The sequence below is a fragment of the Blattabacterium cuenoti genome, from assembly GCF_014252095.1.
Classification (GTDB): domain Bacteria; phylum Bacteroidota; class Bacteroidia; order Flavobacteriales; family Blattabacteriaceae; genus Blattabacterium; species Blattabacterium cuenoti_F.
In genome coordinates this window covers 543,218-557,217 of the sequence record NZ_CP059210.1, presented here as the reverse complement: position 1 = coordinate 557,217, position 14,000 = coordinate 543,218, and the positions used below count along the sequence as shown (strand labels likewise).

Sequence of the window (14,000 nt, the reverse complement as noted above, 5' to 3'; positions counted from 1 at the left end):
CTATGATTTTTCATATTAGTATAGTTTTTGTTACTATACTTCTATCTGCTTTTTTTTCTGGGATGGAAATGGCTCTAATTTCTTCTAGTTTGTTTCAAATAGAATTAGAAAAAAAGAAAGGATCTTTGCGTTCTAAACTTCTTTCTGAAAGTATTAAAAAACCAAAGAAATTTATCACTACAATGCTAATTGGAAATACTATATCTTTGGTGATATATGGAATATATATGGAAAAATTATTTTTATATATTCTTTCTAAATGGTTTTTAATTCACGATAATTCTTTTTTCATTTTATTGTTAGAAACAGTAGTATCCGCCACTATTATTCTCATAATTGGAGAATTTATTCCTAAAATAATATTTAGCCTGTATTCCAATGAATTATTAAGCTTTTTTATTGTTCCAGTATATATGATATATAAGATTTTTTATCCTATCACAAATTCTATTATTTTTATTTCTAATATTTTTTTAAAAATTTTAGGAGAAAAAGAAGATGATAAAAAAAAAATTTTTGATAAAGAAGATTTAAGTTATTTCGTTTCAGAAAACATAAAAAATAACATTCAAGGTATGGTAGAATCTGAAGTTGAAATATTCCATAAAGCTTTAGATTTTTCTGAAAAAAAGGCAAGAGAGTGTATAATTCCTAGAAAAGAAATGGTATCTTCCAATATATACACTTCTTCTATTGATAAAATTCGTCATATATTTACGGAAAAAGGACTTTCAAAAATTTTGATTCATAAAAATAATATAGACAATATTATAGGATATATTCATTATTTGGAAGTTTTAAAGAACCCAAAAAATATAGAGTCTATAATTAGACCTGTAGAATTAGTTCATGTAACTACTCCTGTTCGAGAGATCATGGATCTTCTTATTAAGAAAAAAAAAAGCATAGCTATTGTATTAGATGAATACGGAGGAACAGCTGGGATGATAACTATAGAAGACATTTTAGAAGAATTTCTCGGAGATATAAAAGATGAACATGATGAAACTAAATTTGTGGAAAATAAATTCAATGATAATGAATTTTTATTTTCTGCTCGTCTAGAAATTGATTTTCTTAATGCTAAATATAGCTTAGGTCTTCCTAAATCAGAAGAATATGAAACTTTAGGTGGTCTAATTGTTTTTCATACAGGATATATTCCAAAAAATGGAGAAAAAATAATCATTAATGATACTTGGAATATGGAAATAAAAAAAGTTTCTAAAAATAAAATAGAGGAAGTTTTTCTTAAAAAAAATAATTTATAGATGAATTTTTTAGAAAAAATTAGAAAAAATACATGGATTTTATTTTTCCTCATAGGAATAGCCATATTGGCTTTCATATTAGATCCTAATGTATTATTTAAATTTTTTACTGAAAAATCCAGTATTATTGGGAAAGTAAACGGAGAAAATATTTCCATAAAAGAATATGTTAATTGTTTTCAATTTTTAAAACAATTTCGTCAAGGAGAATCAGATTCCCATTTAAAAAAGGAAACTTGGAATTTATTGATTCATGAAAAATTGTTAAATCAACAAGCTGTGAAACTAGGAATACAAAACACAAGAAAAGATTTTTTGGAGGCTATATCTAAACAATCTATATATAGTTATATTCCAGAATTACAGGATAACTTCGGAAAGTTAGATCTCAAAAAATTTCAATTATACCTAAAAAATTTAGAAAATACATCTCCTGTTTCCCATCCTCAAATAGAAATAGAAAAGAATATTTGGTCCTATGAAAAAAATAGTATTCCCAAAAGAATTCTTGCAAAGAAATATGTAGAAATGTTAATGTATGGATTAAATACTTCTTCAATAGAAGGAGAATTAAATTATAAGGAAAAAAACTTTTTTTCTATCATTGATTATATTTTTATTCCTTATTCAGAAATAGAACACAAATATAACATGTTTTTAATAGGAAAAAATGAAATTGAAAATTTTATTAAAAAACATAAATTTCTTTATAAGAGAGAAAATTTAAGGAGTCTTAGTTTTGCGATTTGTAGATCGGAACCATCTTTGGAAGATGAAAAAAACATGAAAAATAAAATGGAAAAATTATTTCATAAATTTAAATCAACCAATAAAAATTATACATTTGTTTTGACGAAGTCTGAGAAACCTTTTGATTCGAATTTCTATTTAAAAAATCATCTTCCTCCTATTTTGCAAAATTTTGTTGTGAACAATAATAAAATTGGAAGTATGTTTGGTCCTATAAAAGAAAACCATACATATATTATGGCCAAAATAATTGGAAAAAAGATGATTTCTGATTCTGTTTTATCTAGTCATATATTGATTTCTCATAAAGATGCTATACGTTCTTCCAATAAGAGAAATAAAAAAGAAGCGGAAGTGATAGCTCAGAAAGTCTATAAAATTCTTCAAAAAGATCCTTCTAGATTTGAAGAATTAGTGAGAAAAAAATCTGATGATTTAATTAATGCAAAAAAATATCAAGGAAGTTTAGGATGGTTAAAATATAATGAACAAAATTCTATTGGAAAATTTAATATTTTTGATTCGGAAAATAGAAAAAATATGATAGGGATTACTGAAACTCAATTCGGTTATCATATTATTAAAATAGATGAGAAAAGTATCCCAAAACCTGCTTATCAATTTGCTGTAATTGTAAAAACCCTTATTCCATCCAAAGAAACAGAAGATAAACTTTATAGTCGGATCAGAAAATTTTTTGAAAAAAATAAAAATCATAAATTAAATACATTTATTAATAATGCAAGAAAAGAGGGGTATGAAACTATATTTTTAAAATATATTAGATCTACTCAATGGGATATAGATGATTTGAAAACAGAAATAGATAAAGAAATTATTGATTGGTCTTTTGATAAAAATAGAAAAGAAGGAGACAGTCATATTTTTTCTACTTCCAATAAAGATTATATTATCGTTTATCTTTCAAAGATTCAAAAAGAAGGATTTTCTATTCCAGAAATCAAAAATAATTTGATTCCTTTTCTTAAAAGAGAAAAAATCAATCGGCTTTTATCCAATATGGAAAAAAAGAAATTTTTTACCAGAAATTTAGAAGAAATAGCATCTTATTTTTCCAAGAAAATTATAAAAAATTGCAAAATAAATTTTTATGATTCTATGGTTAATGACTATAACGAACCAAAAGTGGTTGGTTATGCCTCCTCTTTAAGATTATATGAAACATCTAAACCAATTTTAGGAGAAAAAGGAGTCTTTTTTGTAAGACCATCAAGACATTTTTTTCCTTCTAAAAAACCTTCTTATTTTTCCCATGAAATAGAAATGTTAAATGCTCTTTTGAGGAAAAAAATGTTAGAAAATATAGGAAATGTATTAATCAAAAAATCAATAATAAAAGATTATAGAAAACATTTTCAATGACGTTTTATAGAAGAATGTATTTTATTTTCTTTCTTGAGCTTGAGAAGAGATCTTTTTTTTCCTACTATTTCAATATCACTTTGTCTCAATTCATTTTGAATTTTATTTTTCGCATTTTTTAAATATCTCATCCCTTCTCCCATTCCACGAGCTATCTCCGGTATTTTTTTTGGGCCAAATATAATAATAGCTATGAGAATAATGAAAAAACTTTCTTCGAAACTAATAAATAAAGGATTTATCATTTTTTTCTTTTTTTTTAGAAAGATCATATACTATGGATGATGCTATAAATATAGAAGAATAAGTTCCAATACTTACTCCGAAAAACAAAGCTAACATAAAACTACGAATAGTCGTTCCTCCAAAGAAAAAAATAATACATATGGTCAATATGGTCATAAATGAGGTATTCATGGTTCTTGTTAAAGAACTATGAATACCCTTATTTATAATTTCTTTTATAGAAAAAAATTTTTTACTTGAAAATTTTCTAATCTTATCATACACAATTACTGTATCATTGATAGAATAACCTATTATGGTTAACAATGCGGCAAGAAAAGACTGATCTATTTCTAGAACAAAAAACCATTCATGAAATATAGAAAATAATCCAATTACAATTATTATATCATGTAGCAAAGAAACCAAAGCACCTAAACCAAATTGCCATTTTTTAAATCTGATAAAAATATAAAAAAATATTCCAAATAAGGACAAAAGTATTGAAATAAAAGCATTTTTAGTTATATATTTTGCTATAACTGGTTCTACTTTTTCTGAAGACAATATTCCTAAAGTTTTATCTTTATCTATAGTTTTAAAATCCTGGAAATCTATCGTATGAAAATACGGTTTTAATGCCAAAAACATTTTTTCAAAAATTTCTTGATCTATTTGGTTTTTTTCATTCCATATTTTGTATTTAGTTACTATTTTCATTTTATTTTCTTCTCCAAAAGGAAGTACTTTTGGAAAAGAAGGTTTTCCATTTTCTATAAAATATTTGGATAAAAGAAAAGAAATGTGATCTGGTAAGACCTTACGATCAAAACGAATAATATAAGTCCGACCTCCTACAAAGTCTATTCCAAGATTTAATCCTTTATAATAAAAAGAGATAAGACTTCCTAAAATACAGAGAAAGGAGATAGCATAAGAAAATTTTCTTTTAGATAAAAAATCCCATGAAACTTTATTAGAATTCCATATTCTAAAGAATATTTTTTGATACTTATTTAAGTGCCACTCTAAAAATAATTTTCCCAAACATATAGAAGAAAAAAAAGAGGTAAAAATTCCAATAATTAAGGTAGTAGAAAAACCTTTAATAGGTCCTATTCCAAAGAAAAATAAGATAATCCCGCATAATAAAGTAGTAACTTGTCCATCGATAATAGATGATAAAGCTCCTTGTAAAGTGTAGCTATTATATACAGCTGAATGAATAGAAATTCCGTTTCTCATATCTTCTTTAATCTTTTCATAAATTAGAACATATGAATCCATGGACATTGCTAATGTTAATATGATCCCTGCAATTCCAGGAAAGGTTAATACAGAATTAATGGAAATAAGAAAACCGAATATAAATAACAAATTAAAAATTAATGCTATGTTAGCATATAATCCTGGAATTTTATAATAATAAAACATCCAAATAAATACAAAAATAATGGCTATAAAAAAAGAAAATATTCCTTTCTGTATAGTTTCCTTTCCCAAAGAAGGACCCACTATTTCTGATTGAATTATTTTGACTGAAGTAGGCAATCTACCAGTACTTAGTATATTGACTAAATCTTCGGATTCTTGTAAAGATAACTTTCCAGATATTTGAGAAATCCCATTGGGAATGACTGATTTTATAAAAGGGACTGTATAAACTAAATCATCAAGAACTATAGCTATGTTTCTTCCAATATTTTTTTCAGTAAATATTTTCCAATTTTTAGCTCCTTCCTGATTCATTTTTATATTGATGAATATTTCGTTAAGAGGGCCAAAAGATTTATATGCACTAGTAATCATATCCCCATCCAAGGAATTATTTTCTTCTTTTACAGCAAATAACGGAACATATTTTTCCTGATTCTCTTGATAAGTTTTAGCTCCCCATAAAAATTTTACATTTCGTAATGTATATGGAAGATATTCCATTACGTCCATAGAGTTTAAAAAATCGGTAATCTTGTTCATCTCTTTCTTATGGACTAATCCTACTAGAAAAAGATTATTATCCATTTTTTTTATTTTGGAAATATTTAACATTTTTATGAAAGACTTAGTTTTTCTTTCATAGGATAAATTATTCGGTTCAACTCGTTCTAATTTTTCATTTTTTGAATAAATTTTATTTATCCTTTCAAAAAAAGGAAAAATTTCTTGAAAATTGTATATTTCTAAAAAGTGTAATTCTGCTCTTTTTCGTAAAATATTTTTTACTCTATCTATATTTTCTATTCCAGGTAGTTCTATTAAAATCCGATTGGATTTTTTGATTCTTTGCACATTTGGTTGGACTACCCCAAATTTATCCATTCTAGATATAAGAATATCATAAGTATCCGAAATAGATGATTCTAGTTTTTTTCTAATCACTTGTTCAAGTTCTCTATCTGTATAGTTGATTTCATCTACATAAGATCTATTTACAAAAAAATCAGAAATAGAAAAATCCGTTTGGAATTTTTTTTTATTTTTATAAAAAAAATTTAGGAAAGAAGAAAAATAATCTACATTAGGATTTTTTTCTTTTTCCTGATCTGCATGATTTAATGCTTTTAAAAAAATAGGATTTTTGGAATTATTAGAAAATTTTTTTAATAGATCTTTTTCAGATATTTCTAAAATCAAGCTGATTCCTCCTTTTAAATCTAGGCCTAGATTTAAAACTTTATTTCTTGCGTTAGAATGATTATATTTTAAAAATCCTATTCTTTTTTTGGATTCAAGATATTTTTTTTTGATTTCTAAGTTTCCTTTAGAATATACATCAGCATTCCTTTCTAATTTATAAAAATACAGGCTAAAAAGAATGTAGTAAAAACAAATAACAGTAAGTGAGGAGACGATAAAAATCGTAAAAGAATTTTTTATACGCATTCTATTTACATGGTTTTACGGTAAAAATATAAAAAATAGAGATGAAATAAATCTTTGAATATTTTTCTATTCGTTTACTTATAAAATTTTATAATTATCTTTGTTCAGTGTACTTAAAGAAATTAATGCACTTGGAAAAATTTTAACTTACTCAAAATTTTATAAAGATCATTATATTCTTAATATATCATGTAATTTTTTACACTCTTTATTTTCAGTCATATCAATAATATTTATTTCTCCTGTATTGAGTATTTTATTAGAAATTTCTGATAAAAAAACATGGTTATTTTAATTTTATTCAAAAAAATTTTCATGACTATATAGAAATTTTCTCATATAAATTAAATATGGAAAAATCAAAACGATTGGAATCTTTTTTTATTCGTAATATATTTAAAAGTATTTAGCTGAATATTTCATGATAGAAATCAGAACATCTATAGTCAGAAATATTCGGAAGGATGTTCATCAGAAAGGATTGTCTTTACTTTTCTGATAATTAATGTCAAGATGATCTAATGATGTAAATGAAATAGAAGGATTTATGGTGAATTATTTAGCCAACATCATTAGTTCTCCTATTTCAGTTAACTTTATTGGCATTTTTTCTAATAATGGGGACTTTCATATCTCTCATCGGTATAGGTAAAAGTTTAAAACATAATGCTATAGAAGCTAAAAATCAATTAAGAAAATTGTTTTCTGTGATAGAAAAAACTTTAAATTCTACAAAAATTAGAAATATTTTTAATAATGTCAAAGAAAACTTTCCGCTTGTGTTGTAAATGGAGGAAAACTTTTAATTCCATATCGAATATTCAAATACAGAACGTATTGTTGAAATCTTGAATACTAATTATCATGTTAAAAATGAAATTTTATTTCGTCATGTATCCTGGACATATATTATAATAAAGAGGAAATAACTATTGACGGAATCAATATTCAAATTTAAAAACTACTAGAGAATACAGAAGATTATAAGGTTTTTAATAGTCAAAATGAAGAACTTTTTCTTAAATTCTATTATAGATATAGTGGAAAATCCTCTCATTTCCATTTCCATTATAGGAAATTTATTTCTTATAGAAAGTATTTTATCAATAGATAATGCTGCTGTGCTAGCTTCTATGATTATGGATTTGAAAAAAGAAGATAGAAAAAAAGCTTTGAAATACGGAATTTTTGGAGCTTATTTTTTCAGAGGAATTGCGCTTTTATGCGCTTCTTTTTTAATTAAAATTTGGTGGTTAAAACCATTAGGAGGACTCTATTTGATTTATCTTGGATTAAATTATTTTTTTTCATCCAAAAATTCTTCTATTAAAAAAAAGAAAGAGAGAAAACTTAGAAATTCTTTTTGGATGGTTCTTCTTTCTATAGAAATAATGGATTTAGCTTTTTCGATAGATAATCTATTTGCTGCTGTAGCTTTATCAGAAAACTTTTTATTAATTTTTTTAGGGGTTTTTATAGGAATCTTCTCTATGAGATTTGCAGCTCAAGGATTTGTGAAACTATTGGAGTTATATCCATTTTTAAAAAATTCAGCATTTTCCGTAATTTTTTTACTTGGGATCAAACTTTTATTATCTCCTTTTATACATTCCATTTTCTCGAAAAAAAAATTTTTTTTGGATAGTTTTTTTTCATTTCTTACCATAGCCATATTTTTATTTCCAATGATTATTTCCTGGAAATTTACAAAAAATAAATTAAATTAATATGAGGATTGGATCTTCTAACAGGTTTTTTAAATGCTGAAGAAAATTACTTCCTATAGATCCATCTATTATCCTATGATCACAAGATAAAGTCACTTTCATGACATATCCGATTAAAATCTCTGAATTTTTTACAATAGGTTTTTCTGTAATGGTTCCTATAGAAAGAATAGAAGAATTAGGAATATTAATAATAGAAGTAAAAAATTCTATTCCGTACATTCCTAGATTTGAAACGGTAAATGTACTATTTTCTATCTCTTCAGGCTTTATTTTTCTAGACTTTGAACGTAAAACTTTGTCTTTGATTTCTTGGGATATTTGTAGTAATGATTTTTTATCCGCATTGTGAATCACTGGAACAATTAATCCTTCTTTTACTGCTACGGCTACTCCAATATTAATGAAAGAATGATAAATTATTTCTTCTTTTTTCCATGAAACATTTACATTAGGATTCTTTTTCAAAGAAATTGCAACTGCTTTAATAATAATATCATTAAAAGAAATTTTTTCTTCCATAGAGAGTTTTTCATTTAAATCTTTTCTTAATTGGATCATTTTTTCTACATCAATTTCAATAATAAGATAATAGTGAGGAGCTGTAAATTTAGAATGAGTTAAATGTTCAGCTATTTTTCTTCTCATAGAAGAAAGAACGACCCGTTTTTCATTCATTTTATCATGGATTATTTTTCTATTATTATCATCTAATGTTTTTTCGTATGTTTCAATATCTCTTTTAATGATCCGACCGTAATCTCCACTTCCTTTTATCTTTTTGATAGAAATTCCTATTTTTTTAGCCATATTTTTTGCTAAAGGAGAGATAAAAACCCTGTCTTTCTTCTTCTTTCTATTTTCATTAGAAAGGATTTTTTCTACCTTTTTCTCCTCTATTTTTTCTTTTGAATTTTTAATAAGATGGCTAATATCTTCTCCTTCTTCTCCAATGATGGCTAATATATCATTGACACGTGTTTTTCCTCCTTCTTCTACGCCAATAAAAAGGAGAATTCCACTAACATCAATTTCAAAATCTTGAGTAGCTTTATCCGTTTCAATTTCTGCTAAAATATCTCCTTCGGACACTTTGTCTCCTACTTTTTTATTCCATTTAATTACAGTCCCCTCTTCCATTGTATCACTCAATTGGGGCATGGATATTATTTCCGCCATGATTTTTCAGATATTTAAAGTAACCTAATAAAATCAGAAAGGGATCACTTTATCCAAAAAAGGATAATTTGATTCTTTATAAACAACATTATACATATGTTCTAAAGAAGGATCATCAGATTTTTCTGCAAATTCTACACAAGAATCTACTTCTTCTTTTATTTTATTTTCAATAGAATTTAATCTTTCTATAGTTTCCCACTTATTTTGTATAATGATTTTTTTCAATTTCAAAATGGGATCCTTTTTTTTATAGGAATGAACTTCTTCTTTACTTCGATATGATTCAGAATCAGACATAGAATGTCCCCTATATCTGTAAGTTTTAATATCTAAAAAAGTTGATCCATTTCCACTTCTAGCTCTTTCAATAGCTGTATAAGCCGCTTTAGCTATTTTTTCAGGATCCATTCCATCTACAGGAAAAGATGGCATTCCATACGAATGACCAATTTTATAAATTTCTTCTATATTTGTACTTCTTTTTACAGAGGTGCCCATGGCATATTGATTATTTTCACATATAAAAACAACAGGAAGTTTCCATATCATAGCCATGTTCAAAGTTTCATGGAAAGCCCCTTGTCTAACGGCCCCATCTCCCATAAGTGTAAGCGTAACTGCATCTCTATTAAAATATTTATCTGCGAAAGCAATTCCAGCTCCTAGGGGAATTTGTCCTCCTACAATTCCATGTCCACCATAAAAACGATATTTTTTGCTAAAAATGTGCATAGACCCTCCCATTCCATGAGAAGTCCCTGTGACCTTTCCTAGGAGTTCTGCCATAACTTTTTTTGGATTCACTCCCATAGAAATAGGTAAAATATGACATCTATAAGCGGTAATTATATTATCTTTAGACATATCCATAGCATGAATCAAACCAGCAGGAAGTGCTTCTTGTCCATTGTATAGATGTAAAAATCCTCTAATTTTTCGTTTTAAGTATAGAGAACGACATTTGTCCTCAAATTTTCTCCAAAAAGACATATCTTGAAACCACTTTAAGTAAGTTTCTGTGGTAATTTCTTTCATCAAATTTATGAAATTATCGTAATACAAATTTAATCTTTAAGATATAAATCTACAAATGAATCAGACTTTCTAAAGTATTTATATGAAATGAATCAGACTTTCTAAGGAATTTTTTCTAGATCCTTTAATTAAGATATAATCTGCTTTTAGAGAATTTATTTTTATCCATTGAATAAAAATATTTTTATGAGAAAATCTTTGGATTCTATTAGAGGAATTTCTATTTGTAGAAGAAAATATTTCTCCAATTAAGAAAATTGTATTTATATCGCTTTTTTCTAAAAATGAAATGATTTTCGCATGTTCTTTCTTAGAAAAAGCCCCCAATTCTAACATATCTCCTAATATAGCTATTTTATTTCCTTTAATTTTATTAAAAAAGGTAAGAGTTTCTCTCATACTGCTAGGATTTGCATTATAACAATCTACTATAATTTTTACATTTTTTTTCTCTAAAATTTGAGAACGATAATTATTGGGGATATAGTCTTCTACAGCTTCTTTTATTTTTTTTAAAGGAACTTTAAAATAATTTCCTATAGTTATAGCAGAAGCTATATTATACAAATTATAAGGACCGACCAATGAAGAAACTATTTTCATATCTTTAATACATAATACCGATTTTAAATCGGTATTTTTCCAAAAATATTTAATAGGAACATCTACATCCGAATTAATTCTTTCCGAAAAAATATATCTATCCATACCTAAACTATGAATTAATTGAATAGCGTCATCTCCATTTACAAAAACTTTTTTTTTGTTTTTTTTTAAAAAATTATACAATTCCAATTTTCCACGAATCACTCCTTTTATATTTTTAAATCCTTCCAGATGAGCTTTTCCGAAGTTTGTTATATATCCATAGTTTGGATGAATAATAGAACACATTTTTTGTATTTCTTTTTCTTGATTTGCTCCAATTTCTACAACAGAAATCTGTGTATTTTTAGGCATAGATAACAAGGTTAATGGAATTCCTATATGATTATTGAAATTTTTTTTTGTAGAATGAATTACTTTATATTTTTTAGAGAGAATAGCTGTTGTTAATTCTTTAGTCGTTGTTTTTCCATTACTTCCTGTAATGGCAATAATAGGAACTCTATTAAGTTTTAATCTATGATAGAGAGCCAACTCCTGTAAAGAAAATAAAGCATTTTTGACAAAAAAAATGTTTTTATGAGGAAAAGAATATTTCATATTATCTACAATGGCTATCATAGCACCATTTGAAATCGCCTCATGAGCAAATTGATTTCCATCAAAATTTTTTCCTTTTAAAGCAAAAAAAATGGAACCATTTTTTACTTTTTTACTATTTATTTCTATCCCGGAAGAAATAGTATACCATCTATACAAATCTTGTGTTTTCACAGATCTAATTTATAAAAAATGAATTTTGAAAAAAAAATTCTACAGAATATCTTTTTCCAACTTCATTTTTAAATTATTAATGTTAGTAATCACTGTTCTTGTTTGATCTTTAATATAAGAAATATAACCTGTTTCTTCGGAAATAACTAGACATATGGCATCTGTTTTTTCGGATAAACCAATAGCGGCTCTGTGACGAAGACCTAAACGAGATGGAATTTCCTTATTGTAAGAAACGGGAAGGATAGCTCTTGTTCTTACTATTTTATCTCCTATAACAACTACTGCTCCATCATGTAATGGGCTATTTTTATAAAAAATGCTTTCTAAAATAGGAATATTCACTTTCGCTTCCATTTCATCTCCATTCTGTATAAATTCTTTTATATCTTGATGCATTTGAATAACAATTAATACTCCTGTTTTATCTCCTGATAAAATAGCACAAGTTTTTACGATACTATCTATTGTTTCTGTTTTCACAGAAACACCGGATTTTCTAAAAAGAGAAATAATAAATTTTTTAAAAAAAATTCTGCTCCCAACTATGAGAAGAAATTTTCTTATTTCTGGTTGAAATAGAATAATTAAAGCTAAAAAACCTCCTTTAAAAAAAGCACTCATTACTATACTTAGGTATTTCATTTCATATGCTTCGACTATTTTCCAGAAAACAAAAGTCGCAATAATTCCGTAAAAAATATTTAAAGCCGCTGTGTTATAAACAAGTCTATATATTTGTAAAAAAATCAGGGCTACTAGAAAAACATCTAAAATATCAATGAAAGAAATTTTCAAAAAATATAATAATGAAAAAACGGATTCATACAAAAATAATATACTATATTCTATTCCTATTATAATACTGCACCAGTTTGATACATTCTACAGCTTCTTTTACATCATGGACACGTAAAAAATTAGCTTTTTTCAAGAGAGCTATAGTATGGATGATCGAAGTAGAATTTAAAGATTCTTCGGAAGAAATACTTAGAACTTTTTGAATCATAGATTTTCTAGAAACACCTACTAAAATTAGGTAATCTCCAAATCCTAGCAAAGATAAATGTTTTAATAATTGAAAATTTTGTTGTAATGTTTTTCCAAAACCAAAACCAGGATCTAGAATTATATCATTGATCCCATATTTTTTTAAAAGAGCAATTTTTCGAGAAAAAAAATTGTTTATTTCTATGATTGGATTCTGATAACATGGTTTTTTTTGCATATTAAAAGGGATCCCCTTCATATGACATAATACATATGGAATCCTAAATTCCGATAACACGGAAAACATTTTTTTATCTAGATTTCCTCCAGAAACATCATTTATAATTAAAACGCCTTCTTCTACAGCAATTCTAGCCACTTTACTACGGAAAGTATCTATAGATATTCTAGTATTTGGAAATGTTTTTAGTATAGAACGAATAGACGGAATAACCCTCTTGATTTCTTCTTCTTCTGTAGAAAATTTAGACCATGGACGAGTGGAACAACCTCCCACATCTATAAAATCAGATCCTTCTTGTAATAGATTTTCTACATGTCGTAGCATATGAAGTTCGGATTTAAACTTTCCTCCATCATAAAAAGAATCAGGAGTTAAATTAACTATCCCCATAATTTTTGGTTCTTTAAAACACAATAAGGTTCCTCCACAATTAATTGTCATTAAAAAATTATTTTTACACCTATATCCATATATAAAATTAAATGATATGAATCATATTTCTATTGATTTTCTCATGAAAAAATGTGAAGAATTATTTAAAGAAAAATTAAAAATTTATGATCTTTCATGGAAAAAAATAAAAATATCTTCTATAATAGATCAAATTTTCATTAAAGTAGTTCGTATTCAAAATATTCAAGAAAGAGGATTTCAAGAAGTAGAAGAAGAGAAAGTTATCGATACATTTATCGATGTAATTAATTATATTATAATTACATTAATAAAATTAAATATTGATTTTAAAAAAAAGGTTTCTCATTCTGAAGTCATGAACATTTATATTCAAAAATTTTCTAAAATTAAAGAGTTATATGATGATAATAACCAAAAGGAAAGTATTTCAATAGAAAATTTATTAGAAGAAATTTTGTATTTGAAACAAAAAAAAACAAAAATTTTATACAAAAAATTAGAAAATATCTGTTTAAA

At 25.8% G+C, this 14,000-nt stretch carries 12 protein-coding genes; 5 read left to right on the top strand and 7 right to left on the bottom strand.

Annotated elements, in window-relative coordinates; all coding sequences use genetic code 11:
- The first annotated feature begins 2 nt into the window (after positions 1-2).
- Both H0H45_RS02740 and H0H45_RS02735 read left to right on the top strand, forming a co-directional pair.
- Positions 3-1,271 carry a hemolysin family protein gene (locus H0H45_RS02740; protein WP_185866530.1) on the top strand — a complete coding sequence of 423 codons (1,269 nt, stop codon included), beginning with the start codon at positions 3-5 and terminating at the stop codon, positions 1,269-1,271.
- Entirely contained in the window at positions 1,272-3,404 is a 2,133-nt protein-coding gene (locus H0H45_RS02735) for a SurA N-terminal domain-containing protein (protein WP_185866529.1), read from the top strand.
- On the opposite strand, the gene H0H45_RS02730 is transcribed toward H0H45_RS02735, so the two are convergent.
- Together H0H45_RS02730 and secDF are read right to left on the bottom strand one after the other, a co-directional pair.
- Entirely contained in the window at positions 3,398-3,649 is a 252-nt protein-coding gene (locus H0H45_RS02730) for a twin-arginine translocase TatA/TatE family subunit (protein ID WP_185866528.1), read from the bottom strand. The two genes, H0H45_RS02735 and H0H45_RS02730, sit on opposite strands and share 7 nt — an antisense overlap.
- A complete protein-coding gene (gene secDF, locus H0H45_RS02725) occupies positions 3,627-6,512 on the bottom strand; it encodes a protein translocase subunit SecDF (RefSeq protein WP_185866527.1) in 2,886 nt (961 codons plus the stop codon). The genes H0H45_RS02730 and secDF overlap by 23 nt, the downstream gene beginning before the upstream one ends.
- Positions 6,513-7,129: 617 nt before the next feature.
- Between secDF and H0H45_RS02720 the strand changes: the two genes are divergently transcribed.
- Together H0H45_RS02720 and H0H45_RS02715 are read left to right on the top strand one after the other, a co-directional pair.
- Positions 7,130-7,300, top strand: coding sequence for a hypothetical protein (locus H0H45_RS02720; RefSeq protein ID WP_185866526.1), 171 nt, complete (start codon positions 7,130-7,132; stop codon positions 7,298-7,300).
- A 216-nt stretch (positions 7,301-7,516) separates the two neighbouring features.
- On the top strand, positions 7,517-8,239 hold the full coding sequence (locus tag H0H45_RS02715; protein ID WP_185866525.1) for a TerC family protein: 723 nt from the start codon (positions 7,517-7,519) through the stop codon (positions 8,237-8,239).
- Here H0H45_RS02715 and H0H45_RS02710 read toward each other — a convergent pair.
- The 5 genes from H0H45_RS02710 to folP form a co-directional block, all read right to left on the bottom strand.
- A complete protein-coding gene (locus H0H45_RS02710) occupies positions 8,231-9,418 on the bottom strand; it encodes a dihydrolipoamide acetyltransferase family protein (RefSeq protein WP_185866524.1) in 1,188 nt (395 codons plus the stop codon). The genes H0H45_RS02715 and H0H45_RS02710 overlap by 9 nt on opposite strands.
- A gap of 33 nt (positions 9,419-9,451) precedes the next feature.
- Entirely contained in the window at positions 9,452-10,456 is a 1,005-nt protein-coding gene (gene pdhA, locus H0H45_RS02705) for a pyruvate dehydrogenase (acetyl-transferring) E1 component subunit alpha (protein ID WP_185866523.1), read from the bottom strand.
- A 78-nt stretch (positions 10,457-10,534) separates the two neighbouring features.
- Positions 10,535-11,836, bottom strand: a complete 1,302-nt coding sequence (locus tag H0H45_RS02700) for a UDP-N-acetylmuramoyl-tripeptide--D-alanyl-D-alanine ligase (protein ID WP_185866522.1) — start codon at positions 11,834-11,836, stop codon at positions 10,535-10,537.
- A 39-nt stretch (positions 11,837-11,875) separates the two neighbouring features.
- Positions 11,876-12,667 (bottom strand): diadenylate cyclase, encoded by a 792-nt coding sequence (locus tag H0H45_RS02695; protein WP_185866521.1) that lies wholly within the window; start codon positions 12,665-12,667, stop codon positions 11,876-11,878.
- Positions 12,668-12,677: 10 nt separating this feature from the next.
- Positions 12,678-13,511: a dihydropteroate synthase gene (folP, locus tag H0H45_RS02690; RefSeq protein ID WP_185866520.1), complete on the bottom strand. Its 834-nt coding sequence runs from the start codon at positions 13,509-13,511 to the stop codon at positions 12,678-12,680.
- A gap of 46 nt (positions 13,512-13,557) precedes the next feature.
- Here folP and H0H45_RS02685 point away from each other — a divergent pair.
- On the top strand, positions 13,558-14,000 hold a 443-nt coding region (locus tag H0H45_RS02685; RefSeq protein WP_185866519.1), incomplete at its 3' end, for a DUF1599 domain-containing protein.